At 57.5% G+C, this 14414-nt stretch carries 17 protein-coding genes and 1 pseudogene; 5 read left to right on the top strand and 13 right to left on the bottom strand.

Annotation, left to right across the window (positions count from 1 at the left end; all coding sequences use genetic code 11):
• Positions 1-3 precede the first annotated feature (3 nt).
• Positions 4-936: a LysR family transcriptional regulator gene (locus L379_RS12255; RefSeq protein WP_015570582.1), complete on the bottom strand. Its 933-nt coding sequence runs from the start codon at positions 934-936 to the stop codon at positions 4-6.
• A 98-nt stretch (positions 937-1034) separates the two neighbouring features.
• Between L379_RS12255 and L379_RS12260 the strand changes: the two genes are divergently transcribed.
• Both L379_RS12260 and L379_RS12265 read left to right on the top strand, forming a co-directional pair.
• On the top strand, positions 1035-1469 hold the full coding sequence (locus tag L379_RS12260) for a DMT family transporter (protein WP_032653486.1): 435 nt from the start codon (positions 1035-1037) through the stop codon (positions 1467-1469).
• 4 nt (positions 1470-1473) lie between these two features.
• Positions 1474-1932 (top strand): DMT family transporter, encoded by a 459-nt coding sequence (locus L379_RS12265; protein WP_003857305.1) that lies wholly within the window; start codon positions 1474-1476, stop codon positions 1930-1932.
• Here L379_RS12265 and L379_RS12270 read toward each other — a convergent pair.
• From L379_RS12270 to L379_RS12300, 8 genes and pseudogenes are all read right to left on the bottom strand, one after another.
• The gene (locus tag L379_RS12270) at positions 1929-2462 is read right to left on the bottom strand and encodes a DUF3833 domain-containing protein (protein ID WP_032653483.1); all 534 of its coding nucleotides are present in this window, start codon (positions 2460-2462) and stop codon (positions 1929-1931) included. The two genes, L379_RS12265 and L379_RS12270, sit on opposite strands and share 4 nt — an antisense overlap.
• 23 nt (positions 2463-2485) lie before the next feature.
• Positions 2486-2698: pseudogene (locus L379_RS26435) on the bottom strand (hypothetical protein); the annotation flags it as partial.
• On the bottom strand, positions 2625-2933 hold the full coding sequence (locus tag L379_RS12275; RefSeq protein ID WP_017693466.1) for a DUF2878 family protein: 309 nt from the start codon (positions 2931-2933) through the stop codon (positions 2625-2627). The gene L379_RS12275 and the pseudogene L379_RS26435, both read right to left, overlap by 74 nt.
• Positions 2930-4150, bottom strand: coding sequence for an SAM-dependent methyltransferase (locus L379_RS12280; protein WP_023303691.1), 1221 nt, complete (start codon positions 4148-4150; stop codon positions 2930-2932). Before L379_RS12280 ends, L379_RS12275 begins: the two co-directional genes overlap by 4 nt.
• Positions 4147-4869, bottom strand: coding sequence for a DUF1365 domain-containing protein (locus L379_RS12285; protein WP_023296566.1), 723 nt, complete (start codon positions 4867-4869; stop codon positions 4147-4149). The genes L379_RS12280 and L379_RS12285 overlap by 4 nt, the downstream gene beginning before the upstream one ends.
• Position 4870: 1 nt before the next feature.
• On the bottom strand, positions 4871-6130 hold the full coding sequence (locus L379_RS12290; protein WP_023303690.1) for an NAD(P)/FAD-dependent oxidoreductase: 1260 nt from the start codon (positions 6128-6130) through the stop codon (positions 4871-4873).
• Entirely contained in the window at positions 6127-6846 is a 720-nt protein-coding gene (locus L379_RS12295; RefSeq protein ID WP_032653480.1) for an SDR family NAD(P)-dependent oxidoreductase, read from the bottom strand. The genes L379_RS12290 and L379_RS12295 overlap by 4 nt, the downstream gene beginning before the upstream one ends.
• Positions 6843-7277 (bottom strand): nuclear transport factor 2 family protein, encoded by a 435-nt coding sequence (locus L379_RS12300; RefSeq protein WP_023303688.1) that lies wholly within the window; start codon positions 7275-7277, stop codon positions 6843-6845. Before L379_RS12300 ends, L379_RS12295 begins: the two co-directional genes overlap by 4 nt.
• Positions 7278-7535: 258 nt before the next feature.
• On the opposite strand from L379_RS12300, the gene L379_RS12305 reads away from it, so the two are divergent.
• Together L379_RS12305 and L379_RS12310 are read left to right on the top strand one after the other, a co-directional pair.
• Positions 7536-7733 carry a hypothetical protein gene (locus tag L379_RS12305; protein ID WP_003857318.1) on the top strand — a complete coding sequence of 66 codons (198 nt, stop codon included), beginning with the start codon at positions 7536-7538 and terminating at the stop codon, positions 7731-7733.
• Position 7734: 1 nt separating this feature from the next.
• Complete coding sequence (locus tag L379_RS12310) at positions 7735-8487, top strand: hypothetical protein (protein ID WP_022651152.1); 753 nt, start codon at positions 7735-7737, stop codon at positions 8485-8487.
• A gap of 57 nt (positions 8488-8544) precedes the next feature.
• Here L379_RS12310 and L379_RS12315 read toward each other — a convergent pair whose 3' ends face one another.
• On the bottom strand, positions 8545-10521 hold the full coding sequence (locus L379_RS12315) for an alkyl/aryl-sulfatase (RefSeq protein ID WP_032619718.1): 1977 nt from the start codon (positions 10519-10521) through the stop codon (positions 8545-8547).
• Positions 10522-10723: 202 nt separating this feature from the next.
• Between L379_RS12315 and L379_RS12320 the strand changes: the two genes are divergently transcribed.
• Positions 10724-11359 carry a helix-turn-helix domain-containing protein gene (locus L379_RS12320; protein ID WP_023296565.1) on the top strand — a complete coding sequence of 212 codons (636 nt, stop codon included), beginning with the start codon at positions 10724-10726 and terminating at the stop codon, positions 11357-11359.
• A gap of 42 nt (positions 11360-11401) precedes the next feature.
• Here the strand turns inward: L379_RS12320 and paaY are convergent, their stop codons facing one another.
• From paaY to paaK, 3 genes are all read right to left on the bottom strand, one after another.
• Complete coding sequence (paaY, locus tag L379_RS12325; RefSeq protein ID WP_032653477.1) at positions 11402-12007, bottom strand: phenylacetic acid degradation protein PaaY; 606 nt, start codon at positions 12005-12007, stop codon at positions 11402-11404.
• Between the two features lie 9 nt (positions 12008-12016).
• Positions 12017-12952: a phenylacetic acid degradation operon negative regulatory protein PaaX gene (paaX, locus tag L379_RS12330; RefSeq protein ID WP_032103751.1), complete on the bottom strand. Its 936-nt coding sequence runs from the start codon at positions 12950-12952 to the stop codon at positions 12017-12019.
• Between the two features lie 133 nt (positions 12953-13085).
• Positions 13086-14402 (bottom strand): phenylacetate--CoA ligase PaaK, encoded by a 1317-nt coding sequence (gene paaK, locus L379_RS12335; protein WP_017384511.1) that lies wholly within the window; start codon positions 14400-14402, stop codon positions 13086-13088.
• Between the last annotated feature and the right edge of the window lie 12 nt (positions 14403-14414).

The raw sequence follows: 14414 nt of genomic DNA, 5'->3' as shown, positions 1-14414 counted from the left end.
CCTTCAGGTTTGCCAGTACAGTGGCGTACCGAATCGCTCAATATAGTAATCAATCACCGCCCTGACGTTCAGGGGCGGATGACGCGCGTTCGGGTAAATCGCCGCAATCGTCAGTGGCTCCGTATTAATTGAACACTCCATTTCCGGCAGCAGTGCCACCAGCTCACCGCTTTTGAGCCGTTCGCTCACCATCCAGTCCGGGAAAAGCACAACGCCCATGCCGCCCAGCGCCGCAATCAGGAGCGTTTCCGCGTTATTGGAAGTCATCAGCGGTACAATGGGATAGTGAACCCACGCCTCGCCCGGCCGCCGGATCAGCCAGCGGTTAGGCCCGGACGAGCCGCGGTAAACCAGACAGTGGTGACGGCTGAGATCGTCTGGCCCCTCGGGCGCGCCATGTTTTTGCAGATAGTCCGGCGAGGCCGCCAGATGATAGAACTGCTGCCCGAACACCCGGGCGTGAAACGAGGAGTCCGTCAGCGCGCCGATGCGGAAGATAACGTCCGCGGCGTCACGGTGCGGATCGATAAAATCGTCGGTGAGGGTCAGTTCAATGGAGAGACGAGGGTAACGCGCCAGAAGCCCCGGCAGGCCCGGCGCGATGTGCCTTTGTCCGAAAAAGACCGGGCCATTGATACGCAGCGTGCCCGACGGCTCGCGGGCGCGTTCATCCAGCTCGCGTCGCGCGTCCTCCATATTCCCGGCCATCGCCCGGGCATAGCGCACAAAAAGATGCCCGCTCTCTGTGGGCATAATCGCCCGCGTGTTGCGGTAGAAAAGCTGTTGCCCGAGGGCGTCCTCAAGCTGGTGGATCACGCGTGAGACCTGCGACGCAGAAATCCCTTCCCGCCTCGCCACCACGGAAAAATTCTGCGTTTCATAAACGTCGATGAAGATCAGCAGCGCGCGAATGCTGATATGTCCGGCATCCATCATTAATGCATTTCCTGCAAAGGTGTTTCCTGCATTATGGCATTTTTCTCAATGATGTTCAGACGTAATCTTCTCCGCCTGGAAAAAGGAGAAAAAGCGTTATGCACATTATTTTAATTTTACTGGTGATTGCCGGCGGCATGGGGCTGTCCGTGGAAGCCGGGCTGCTGGGGCCGCTGGGCGCAGAGGTGGGCGACCTGTGGGCGGCGTTCAGCATATTCAGCGTGGGAACGGGGCTGACGTTTCTGCTGATGCTGTTTTTCAGCCCGCGCAACAGTCCCTCATTTTTTGCGCAGCCTTCATGGCACCTGTTGGGCGGCGTGCTCGGCCCGGTTTACGTCATCATTCTCACCATTGCCACGCCTGCGATCGGCATTGCCATGACGATGATCGGCATTCTGGCAGGCCAGGTTTTTAAAAGCCTGATTATCGACCACTATGGCCTGCTGGGTACGCCGCACCGCAGGATCGATACAAAACGCATTATTGCGCTGGGATTTATCATCGCCGCGCTCATTCTCGTGGCGCGGGGGTAACGTTATGACAGTAATTATGATTATTCTGGCGGTGATTGGCGGCGCAACGCTGAGCATTCAGGCTGCCATTAACGGGCAATTAGGCAGCAGCGTGGGGGTATTTAAAAGCGCGTTTCTGACGTTTTCCGTCGGCGCGCTGGTGACCGCCCTGCTGATCTTCTTTTTTGAGCCGAAACAGGCGGTCAGCCTGATGGATGTACCCAAATGGCAGCTTCTGGGCGCCCTCTGCGGCGTGCCCTATATCGTGATTATGGTGCTCGCAGTGCAGCGCATCGGGACCGCCGTTGCCACGGTAGCGGTTATCCTGGGCCAGCTGGCCATGAGCATGCTGATTGATAACTTTGGCTGGCTGAACAATGAAGCCATTCCGTTTTCAGTGAGCCGTTTCGGGGCCGTCGTCTGCCTGAGTATTGCGCTCTTCTTCATCTACTCAAGCAGTAAACCTCAGCCCGAAGAGGATTAACCGCCCTCTTTGCGGGTAAAGAACAGCGTCACCGTGGCGACGGTGACGCCAAATTTCTTCATCTCGGTTTTATTAAACAGACGGGTGCTGTCCTGCAAATACATCCAGTCATCAAAGTGCAGCAGCCAGGTTTTACCGTCCGCCTTCACGTTCATACTGTAGCGCCAGTTAAGGGCATTGCCCGCCGCCTGGCCTGTCGCGACACCTTCTATGTCACCCGCCGTGCCTTCATAGCGATTCTGCCCTACGCGGCGGATATGCCAGACGCGCTGCTGCTTCTCGCCGTCATCGTAGACAAAATGTTCATTCAGGGTCAGCGTATCGCCGATAACATCCCCGGCGATCTCGACGTGAAAACGACGGATCTGCTTACCGCTGCGATCCTGCACCATCCCCCACGCCTCGGTTTTCCCCTGGAAGTAAGTAAAAATATCAAGCCGTGGCTGCTGCTGACGATACTCTGTCACCTCGGTGCTACATCCGGCCACCAGCATCGTCAGGGCAAGCGCCATTAACAGGAAACGTTTCATTGTGGTCCTCCGATTAACTGCTGACGCAGTTCAGGATACTCGCTCAGCCATGCTTCACTCTGCGGCTCCTGCTGCAAAATGCCCTGCGCCTGCCACTGGTCGCGGGTCGCCTCAACCAGGTCGTCACCATCGATGTCCCGGGCATAGGTGATAATCAGCGCATTATCGCCGTCTAACCCTGTATAGCTGCCGTCGGGCGTCAGAAGCTGAGAGGTATAAACGGTAAATGGCCCCCAGACGCTCGCCGATCAGGTAGGCCACCGGCCCGCCCAGGGTCGCCAGCACCGTCAGCAACCAGCCCGGCAAGGTGGTCGTGCGGGTCAGTTGCGTCCAGACGGTGGCAAACATTAGCCACAGCGCCACCATCCATAGCGGCATCAGGGACGCGCCCGTGAACGCAATCAGCCCCGTCAGCGTCCAGTAGAGATCAAACCCGATGGCCAGCAGAAATACCTGCCCGTAGCGCTTCACACGCGTTCCGCAGTCAGCTGCACCACGCTGATGGTGCGGGCATTAAACCCGGCTTCACAGTAGCCGAGGTAGTACAGCCACATCCGGCGGAAACGGTCATCAAACCCGAGCTTTTCAATCTCCTGCCAGGCGTGAACGAACCGCTGACGCCAGTGCGCCAGCGTGCGGGCGTAGTCCGGTCCCATATCGAAGAGGTTACGCACCACAAAATCGGTATGGCGGGTCATGAGTTCATTCATGGCGGTGATGCTGGGCAAAAAGCCGCCGGGGAAGATGTAGCGCTGAATAAAATCGACGCTTTTGCTGTAGTCGCGATAGCGTTGATCCTGAATGGTGATGGCCTGAATCGCCATCCGCCCGCCTGGACGCAGACGCGCCTGGCAGGTGCGGAAAAATGTTGGCAGGTAGCGTTGACCGACGGCCTCAATCATCTCAACCGACACCAGCTTGTCGTAGACCCCGGACAGATCGCGGTAGTCGCAGAGCAGCACCTCAACACGATCCTGCAACCCTGCCCGGGCGATGCGCGCGGTGGCCCAGTGGTACTGCTCCTGCGACAGCGTGGTGGTGGTCACCCGGCAGCCGTAATGACGGGCGGCATATTCCGCCATCGCCCCCCAGCCGGTGCCAATCTCCAGCAGATGATCGTTTGCCGTGAGCGCCAGCTGGTCACACAGCCTCGCCATTTTCGCCTGCTGAGCCGCGGTCAGATCCTGCTCGTCCCCGCTAAACAGCGCGCTGGAGTACAGGAGATGTTCATCAAGGAAATGGGCGTAAAAGGCGTTGCCCAGATCGTAATGGGCGGCAATATTTTCCCGCGCCTGCGCGCGGGAGTTGCGCCGCATCCAGTGCCGCAGCCGCTCCACCGGTTTCCCGAGCAGGCGAAACCCTTTTTCCAGCTTTCCGAGGATTTGGCTATTGCGCGCAATCAGCTCCAGCAGCGGCGTCAGGTGGGGCGTCTCCCAGTCGCCATCCATCCACGCCTGTGCCGCGGCGAGGCTGCCCCCGGTTAAAATGCGCCAGTAGACGCCCGGAGCAAGTACCTGCACCTCAGCGTGAAGCGCGGCGGAAGCGTCGCCGAACTGGAACGTCTGCGCACCTTCACGCAGCGTCAGCGAGCCACCGTGCAGGCCATTCAGCAGGCGGAAGAGCAACCATCGCGCGACGCGGACGTTGCGCGGGATATCGGGTTCAAGCGCAAAGACGGGATTGGTCATGAGCGTTCACTCCTGCTGAGGGGATGGTTATGCAGCGGTACGCGCTTCAGCCACAGCCTGAGCGCCTGCCAGTAAATGGCGAAAACGGTTTTGAGGGTCATCAACGGGATCCGCGCCAGCAGCGAACGCAGCGCCGTGCGCGTCAGCGGGACCCGGCGCAGCGTCAGGGTGGCATCAAACACCTTCGTCTCCTGATGGTTTTCGATATGCATGCGCAGCGTGCTGTCCGGGCTGTTGAAGCGCCAGTGGTAGATCATATCCATCGGATTAAAGGGCGAGACGTGAAACGCTTTCTCCGTCGGCGGGGCGTCCCGCCCCGCTACCGCGTAGTAATGTCGTTCATTCCACGGCGTGTTACGGACTTCGGCGAGAACCCAGCGCAGGGTGTCTTCCCCGTCATAGCAGTAGTAAAAATTGACCGGGTTGAAATGAAAACCGAAATAGCGCAGCTGAGTCAGAAGCATGACCCGCCCCGCCGGACGTTCGCCGGTCAGATTTTCCAGACGCTCAAGGACACGCGCTTTGAGCGGCGTGCCCAGCGGGTAATCCGCATCATAAAATGCCGCGGGCGCAACGCGGTTACGACGCACGCCGACAGAGGGCAGCGCGTCCAGCTCATCCAGATCGAGCCAGGCCATAAACACGCTGTAGGTAAAGTGGTGCGCTTTCGGCGCAAGCCGACGATGGCGCAATGTACCGTGGTAAAGGCAGCTGTTCATCTCAGTTGCCCTCCCCGGTCGCGATAGCGTTGACCACGTCCAGCGCACTGCGCACGCCATCTTCGTGGAAGCCGTTGTACCAGTACGCGCCGCAGAACCAGCTCCGCTGGCGACCGTTTATTTCGCCTCGCCGGGCCTGAGCTTGCCAGCTTTGCGGGTTAAAAAGCGGATGCTCATAGACAAAGCGGCGCAGCACAAACCGTTCCTCCACCGGCGTTTCCGGGTTGAGGGTGACGCAAAACAGCGGGCTACCCGGCGGCAGTCCCTGCAAGATATTCATGTTGTAGGTGACGCAGGCGCTGGCCTGATCCTGCTCGCTGAGGCGGTAGTTCCAGCTCGCCCACGCGCGTTCGCGCACCGGCAGCCAGCGCGGATCGCGGTGAAGCACCACCTCGTTACGCTGCCAGCCGATATCCCCCAGCACCTCGCGTTCAGCCTGCGTTGGGCTGGCGAGCATCGCCAGCGCCTGAGCGGAGTGGCAGGCGAAGATCACCTGATCAAAAGTATCTGTTACGCCCTCACGCGCAATATCAACCCCACGATCGTGGCGAATAACCTGCTGCACCGGCGCGTTAAGGTGCAGCGTCAGGCGATCGCCGAGCGTATCCAGCATCGCGCGGATATACTCCCTGGAGCCGCCTGGCACCACGTACCACTGTGGACGATGGGTAATGTCCAGCAGACCGTGGTTTTCAAAAAAGCGTAAAAAGAGCGGCAGCGGAAAGCGTTTCATCTCCTGTAGCGACGACGACCAGATAGCCGCCCCCATTGGCAGGATGTAGTGGCGCGCAAAAAAGGGCGTAAAACGGTGCTGGCGCAGGAACGTTTCCAGCGTGGCGGAACCATCGACTTCGCCCCGGAGCGTCTGTTTCGCCAGCCGGTTAAAGCGCACGATCTCCTTCAGCAGCGTCCAGAAAGCCGGGTTGAGCAGATTACGTCGCTGGGCGAACAACGACGTCAGCGTGTGCCCGTTGTACTCCAGCCCGCTCTGCGGGTTGTGCACCGAAAAGCTCATCTGCGTTTTTTGCCCGCAGATGCCCAGTTCGCTGAGCAACCCCATGAAGCGCGGATAGGTGCGGTCGTTGTAGACGATAAAACCGGTATCGATGGCAAAGCTGCCCTGCGGCGTGTCGACATCCACCGTTGCGGTATGGCCGCCCGGCGTGGCCTGCGCCTCAAACAGCGTGACCTGGTGATGTCCGGCGAGCCGCCAGGCACAGGTTAACCCGGCGATACCGCTGCCGATAATTGCGATTTTCATGGTCGCACCATCCTGCGCAGCAGTGCGCGCTGAAGTACATCGGGCAGGCCGGAAAGCAGGCGCAACGCCAGGCTGAACCCGGCGGGAAACGCGATGTGATCCTTCCCTTTTGCCAGACCGCTACGAATGGCGTGGACGGCGTCCCCCACGCTGACCCGGCCCGGCATCGGGAAATCGTTTTTGCGGGTCAGCGGCGTGTCGACAAAACCGGGTGAAACGACCGTGACGGCAATCCCTTTCGGTTCCCAGTCGAGGCGCAGTGTGTCGGCAAACCAGGTTAACGCCGCTTTAGAGGCGCCATACGCTTCGGCTCGCGGGAAGTGAAGCCAGTGCGCCATCGAACTGACCAGCACCACGCGGTTGCCGGATACCAGCTGCGGCTGCAACGCCGCAAGGCAGTTTACCGGCCCGATGAAATTGGTGGTCATGACCCGCGTCACCAGCTCGGCATCCACCTCGCCGCGGTCGAGATACTCGCAGGTTCCGGCGCAGAGAATCACCGTGTCGGCAGTACAGTCCGCCAGCGCCTGGCGACAGGCGTCCCTGTCTGTCATATCGAACAGGCGCACCGTAATGTTGGGGCTGTACTGATGCACGGCTGCCAGACGTTGCGCATCGCGCCCGCAGGCAATCACCCGGTAACCATCGTCGGCAAAAGATTTCGCCAGCCCCGCCCCGATGCCCGAGCTTGCGCCGGTGATCAGAACCGTTTTCATGATTTCACTCTTCGCTTCACGCCGCGCACGGCCCAACCGAGTATCGGGAGATGTTCGTAAATCATCTCTCCGGCATCGTAGTAATCCCGCTGGCGAACAATGCGATCGTCGCGCATGTCTACCACGGAGCAGCCCGGCAGTTGGCGCATTGCCCCCCCGGCGATACGCGGGTGCGACCAGTGCATCATCCAGGTGACAACAAAGCGATCGCTCTGCTGCAACGGTGCATCGACGGTAAAGCGACAGTGTTGAACGTTAGCCAGCAGATGGGTGAAATAGCGCTGAATCGCGAACACCCCGCTGTGTTCGCCAAAAGGATCGATAAGCGTGGCATCGGCGCGATAAATCCCCGCCAGCGCCGAAGGTGGCTGGGTATCCAGCGTGGCGTAGTAATCAACGAACCGACTGATGACGGACGGCAACGTGCTCATGGGTCACATCCTGGGTGTAAACAACGTAGCGGAATCGCATAATTTAAACTTACACAATTAACTTTATTTGTCCAAGTTTGCGCAGGTATATTTTTTATTCTTATTATTTTTCAGTTACATGGAATATCACCACGCACAACCATTTTGTGAAAAATATGAATTTCGCCGCCAGGCTGCCGTTTTTTTAGGGATAACCTTAAGGCAAAGGTGCCATTTATCTTCCAGACTTATCCTTTTAATTCATAAGGATGTCACGCGATGAAACATTTACTGATGACGCTCTTTTCCAGCCCGGAATCCTTGTTGCAGGTCATGAGTCACCAGGAAATTATCGAAGCCGTAGAGGATGGCGACCGCATCATCATCGATCAGGATGGAAACGCCTCGGTTAACTACAAAAGCCACGAAGTACGGCAGGACTTTCTGCGCCATGTCAACGCGCTGAAGAGGGCCTGAAATGGGAACGGCAATATTCATGGTATTGATGGTATGCGGGTACTGGTACACCAGCCGCGACCTCTCAACACGGTTTAAAATCAAGCGATCCTTTGGCTGGGACGTCTATTTTCTTGTTGCACTGTATGGCTGTATTTTTGTTCTTCAGGGGGTGATCGCCACCGGCCTGCTGTGGCTGCTGTTGTTCGCCCTCTCCGCCGCCGATAACACGTTCCATTTCACGTCAGCAAAATATGCCGACTGGCAAATTGATTTTATGAACTGGAGCTTCCTGGGGATTCAGGCCCCGGTGGTGGTGATGCTGACCTTCGCGATCCTGTTTTGTCTCTACCGCTCGAACTGGGCCGGAAGCGCGCGGCTGGACGGTGAGGGCCGGAAAAAATTGTACAAGCGGCTGGCGCAGTCGAGCGGGATTGAACAGCTGCTCTATCAGTGCATGGAGGAAGGTGAACTGGCGCACGTCACGCTGAAATCGCGGCGGATCTATATTGGCATGATCCATACCGCCACGCTGGAGTATGAAAAAACGGCCAATATCGTGCTTATTCCGATGCTGAGCGGCTACCGTGACGGGAAGAACATGCAGCTCTGTATCGAACATAACTACAGCAAATGGTATGCCGAGCATGACATTACGCTCGATTCGGAGCCCAAAAGCGCCATGGATTTTCGCAAAGTGATCATGCTGGATCAGATCGAGAGTATTTCGCTGTTCGATCCGGCAAGCGCCAGCGCGCTGGCGATGCGTGAATGAAAAAAATGGCGCCTTATCGTAATAAGGCGCCAGGATTAACCAGGATGAACGCTAAACTTATGGCGTGACAATATTGAACCAGAAGTCAAATGTGTCCATGTAGCTCAGCATCTCTTCTAGCTTCGCTCTGTCTCCGCTCACCTTGACGTCACCCTTGTCCATCGCCTGCTTGAGCGTCTCTTTCTTAAGGATGATGTCATTCAGCGTGGTGCGGTCCAGGGTGATGGTTGCGTCGGCATCCTTCGCCTGCGCGTTGGCGGTATGGTTCAGCACGCCGTTTTCCAGCTCCAGCTTGTATTTGCCGCCATCCTTACCGAGATCGATGTTAAAGACCGCTTTCGCGTTACCGGCCCGCACCCCGTTGATGTGCACGCCCAGGTAGTCGAAGAACATTTCCGGAGTCATCGCCCGCACGGTATCCGGGCTGGCGGTGTTCGGCGTCGGCAGCTTCTTCACGCCATTACGCAGTTCCTGCGCGCCGGTCAGGTAGAAGTTACGCCAGGTGCCCGCTTCCGCCTGGTAACCTAACTGCTCCAGCGCGTCGGCTTCCAGATTACGTGCCGTAGCGTTCTGCGGATCGGCGAAGACAATTTTGCTGGTCACCTGCGCCACCCAGCGGTAGTTGCCCTGCTGATAGTCAGCTTTGGCTTTCTGCATGATGGCATCGGCCCCTCCCATGTATTCCACAAACTTCTTCGCAGCCTGTTCAGGCGGCAGTTCGTCGAGGGTAGCCGGGTTGCCGTCGAACCATCCGAGATAAAACACGTAGGTGGCTTTTACGTCGTGGCTGACGGAACCGTAATAGCCGCGGCTCGCCCACTGTTTTTCCAGCGATTCCGGCAGTGTAAATTCAGCGGCGATCTCGTCGCGGGTCAGCCCCTTGTTTGCCATACGCAGGGTCTGGTCGTTGATGTAGCGATACATATCGCGCTGGCCTTTCATCAGCTTGACGATATTCTCGTTGCCCCAGGTCGGCCAGTGGTGCTGCGCAATAATCACTTCCGCGTCCGCGCCCCAGCGCTCAATGGCGGCGTTGATGTACTTAGACCAGGCCAGCGGATCGCGGATTTTCGCGCCGCGCAGGGAGTAGGTGTTGTGCAGGGTATGGGTCACGTCCTCTGCGGCTTCGATCATTTTCTTCTCTTTGACATACCACAGCATTTCGGACGGGGCTTCTGAGCCCGGCGCCATCATAAAGTCGTAGGTCAGCCCGTCAATCACTTCCTGCTGGCCGGTATGGGTAATGTAGTTGGTCGGCGGGATCAGGGTCACCGTACCCGCAGAGGTGGTGGTGCCAAGACCCGCCCCCACCTGGCCTTTTGCATCCGGCTTCAGCAGGTTGCCGTACATATAGCTCGCACGGCGGCTCATCGCATTCCCGGCCATAATGTTTTCGGAAACCGCTTCTTTCATAAAGCCTTCCGGGGCGTAGATCTTCACTTTGCCGGACTTCACGTCGGCTTCGTCAACCACACCGCGCAGGCCGCCGTAGTGGTCGACGTGACTGTGGGTGATCACCACAGCGACGACCGGTTTCTTGCCGCGGTTTGCATAGTAGAGATCCAGCGCTTCTTTCGCCGGTTCAGCGCTTAACAGCGGGTCGATAACGGTGATGCCCTTCTCGCCTTCAATGATGGTCATGTTGGAGAGATCGAGATTGCGGATCTGATAAACGCCGTCGGTGACCTTAAACAGCCCGCCAATGTTGATCAGCTGTGACTGACGCCACAGGCTCGGGTTTACCGTATCCGGGGCTTTTTCACCCTCTTTCACGAAATCATATTTCGCCGGGTTCCAGATAACGTTCCCCTGCTCGCCTTTAATCATGTTTTGTGGCAGCGGGGCGATAAAACCTTTATGGGCGTTCTCAAAGTCGGTTTTATCGGCAAACGGTAATTTTTTATACAGGGCGTTATTTGCCTGCCGGGTTGTGGCAGTGGCATCCTGCGGCTGCACTTCCGCAAACGCGGAAAGCGACAGCGACGTCAACACACCGGCAAGCGCCAGATGTTTAGCAATTAGGGTTAATTTCATTGAATGGCCTCGTAGATTAATTGCGCCGCCTGGATATTTACTGTTGGCGGATAATTTTAATGCGAACTCATTGACGACCATTCTAATCAGAATACTTTCTCATCATAGTCCCATATGGGACTGGTTATTTATCGGTTCGTAATCCGGGGGCTATTGCTGCTATACTCGTTACCACGGCAGACGTTGCGGGGAGAGGCTTAGCGTGAATTTCCAGGATATCCATACCTATTATCAGCAACTCAATATTGGGCAATTCTTTCCGCACATGCTTTGTAAAGGCGAGGCCTTAACCGTTGCCGCAAATAAAAAATTCACCGTCGAGCCTGGCTATATCTATTTTTGCACTGAAGGATCGCTGACAATATTAATGCCTGATGATGGCCTAAATATTGGCAATACTATCGAGTATATGCCGATAGGGTTAATGGAAAGGTATTGTCCACTGGCGAAGTATGAATATCGCAGCAGTGCAAAGGTGAAGCTGGTGAGAATAGCCTGGGCCGACTTCGACCAGCTATTTTTCGAGGGCGGGTCTGAGCGCATGCAGGCGCTGGCCACCATACTGACCTACATGTCCATTTTCACCATCGACCTGCACAATGAACGCAGGCAGGTCACCAGCTACCAGACCATAAAACCGATGCTGTACCGCTATCTCTATCGGCAGGAGACCCACACGGGAGAGAATGAGGGCCTGGCGCTGTTTATCATTAAGCGCACTAACCTGTCACGCACGCATGTCTTTCGCGTGCTGGCAGATCTCAAAGCCGGGGGCTATATCACCATGAAGCGCGGAAAGCTGGTGTCGATTGACCGGCCCCTGCCGGAAGCGTATTAAGCTCATCTTCACGCCTTGAGCAACACGCGGGAACGAACGGCCTTATTTATCCCGGCCAGCCGACTTGGGCCGTAAATTCTCATCGAAGACCAGCCGTTTGCGTCCGGGCTCTTCTTCCCGCAGCGGCTCCACCTGATGCAGCGTCTGCTTACAGCGATCCACCAGTACCTGATACTCCCGCGTGCCCTGCTTTTTCCACTCTATTTCCTGCGCGCTTAACTCACGAATCGCTTTCGCCGGACTGCCAAGAATTAAGTGATTCGCAGGCATCTCCGCTTTGGCCTTCACAAACGCCGCCGCCCCGACGATGCTGTTTTCGCCGATCGTCGCCCCGTCCATCACGACCGCATTCATCCCCACCAGCGCATTACGGCAGATAATGCAGCCGTGCAGGATCGCGCTGTGGCCGATATGCCCGTCCTCTTCCACCACCGTGTCCTGCTCCGGAAAACCGTGCATCACGCAGTTATCCTGGATGTTCGCGCCGTCTTTCACCACGATCCGGCCAAAATCACCGCGCAGGCTGGCGTTAGGGCCCACGTAAACGCCTTTGCCGAGGATCACGTCGCCAATCAGCACCGCGGTCGGGTGAACATAGCTCTCTTCAGGCACGACCGGCGTCAGACCATCAATTTGATAAACAGGCATACCCTCTCCTTATGTGATATTCAGACCACCAAAGCGCTGGTGATAAAGCGTGCCGGGAGCGGGCAGTTCGCCCACGGAGGTTTCCCCCTTCTCACTGACAAACGCCAGGGCTCCCGCCGCCACGCGCTGGTAGATGTTAATGCACAGCTGTCGCGCGCTCTGTCCCGCCCAGTGCGCAGGAAGTAACTCCTCCGGCAACAGCGGATCTTTCAGCACCACGCGACGATAAAAATGAATGAGTAACAGCTGGATCTGGAAGCAGCGTTCCGGGGTCAAATCCTCAGGCGGCGCCTCTTTCAGCAGCGGCAGCAGCGGACGGAACGAGTTGATAAACGTTTCGTACATCGCGTTTTGTTCGGTCAGCTGCCAGCACTCTTCCACCCGGGATCGTAACGCCGCGCGTGACAAGGCCAGCGGAGAATGGGCTTCAAAGAAAATGACGTTTTCCGCCACGCCCGCGTCATGCAGCAGAGACTGCACGTCCGCCAGGTTCTGCGACGGCGAGGCCATCAGGCTCGGCGCCAGCGTGCCGAACCCTTGCCAGATGAGCTGTTTTTTCACGTCCGCGAGCGTGGTTTTATCCAGCCCCTCGGAAAGCAGCAGCAGCCATTTACCATCCCACGCCGGCAGTTCCGCACGGTAGATTTTATTTTCCGCGCGGCGGGTCAAACGCAGCCCCTTATCGCTGAGACGGTAAAAGCTGCGACGGCCAATGCGGGACACGTCCAGCCAGCCCTCTTTGTTGAGGCGAAACAGCGCGGTGCGCACAAAGCGCTCCCCGAAACCCATCCCTTCCAGCAGGGCCGCCAGGCTGCCGAGCCAGATCTCTCCGCCGCGATGGGAAAGCGCATCGCCATACAGCGAGGAGATAAGCGACGTTCCGCTGACGGGAACAGAGCTGACCGCGTGCTGGATAAAGGCATCAAGTTTATTCATGTGATTCATTCTGTTGTTATTTTTTTCCTGGATGAATCATAGCATACGAATCTGGGGTGTACCCTCACCCTAAACCTCTCTCAAAGGGAAAGGGAACTTAATACACCCTCTCCCTTTGGGAGAGGGCTGGGGTGAGGGAAATTCAACCGTTGGCTGCCACTTTACGCAAATCAAATACCCGGCAGGCTTTACCCTCGGAGCGCGGTATACTGCCGCAGTTCACGATCATCACGTCGGTCGAGATCCCCACCATCGATTTAATCCGATGACGCAGCTGATGGCAGACCTGACAGCGCTGTTCATGGGTCAGCGTTAAGCTGCTCTGTTTCAGCTCGACCTTCACCGAAAGTGAATCAAGATGCCCGCGGCGGTTCACCTCCAGCTGATAGTGCGGCGAAAGGTGTTCGAACTTAACGATCTCCTCTTCCAGCTGTGACGGGAAGACGTTAACCCCGCGAATGATGAGCATGTCGTCGCTGCGCCCGCTGATGCGATCCATCCGGCGCATGGTGCGTGCGGTGCCCGGCAGCAGGCGCGTCAGATCGCGGGTGCGGTAGCGGATCACCGGCAGCGCCTCTTTGGTCAGCGTGGTGAACAGCAGCTCACCCTGCTCGCCGTCGGCCAGCGGCGTGCCGTCATTCGGGTTGACGATCTCCGGGTAGAAGTGATCTTCCCAGATGGTCGGGCCGTCAGCGGTTTCAAGACACTCCATCGCCACGCCCGGCCCCATCACTTCGGAGAGACCATAGATATCCAGCGCGGTAATGCCCAGCCGTTTTTCAATTTCGCGGCGCATCGCCTGCGTCCACGGCTCGGCGCCAAACACGCCGACGCGCAGGGAACAGGCGCTGGCATCGCCGCCCATCTGACGCTCCAGCTCTTCAATCAGGTTCAGGCAGTAAGACGGCGTCACCATGATCATATCCGGCTGGAAATCGCGGATCAGCTGCGCCTGCTTCTCCGTCTGGCCGCCGGACATCGGGATCACCGTCGCTCCCAGACGCTCGGCACCGTAGTGCGCCCCCAGCCCGCCGGTGAAGAGCCCGTAACCGTAGGCGACGTGAATTTTATCCTTCGCGCTGCCCCCGGCAGCGCGCAGGGAACGGGCGACGATATTGGCCCAGTTGTCGATATCATTCTGGGTATACCCCACCACGGTCGGCTTTCCGGTGGTGCCCGACGAAGCGTGGATGCGTACCACCTGTTCCATTGGTACCGCAAAGGTATCAAACGGGTAGTTGTCGCGCAGATCCTGCTTGGTGGTGCACGGGAATTTTTGCAGGTCCGCCAGCTCGGTGAAGTCGTCAGGGTGAACGCCCGCGGCATCAAACTTGCGTTTGTACATCGGAACATTGTTGTAGGCGTGGTGCAGCGTCCACTTCAGGCGCGCGGTCTGCAACGCCTGCAATTCATCAATGGACGCGGTTTCGATCGGATCAAGCTTTGTTGTATTTATCATCGCAGGGTACTC

This window comes from Enterobacter sp. MGH 33 (assembly GCF_000534535.1).
Lineage (GTDB): Bacteria > Pseudomonadota > Gammaproteobacteria > Enterobacterales > Enterobacteriaceae > Enterobacter > Enterobacter hormaechei_C.
Note: the sequence above shows the minus strand (reverse complement) of the source record. Positions and strands in the feature narration are given on the sequence as shown.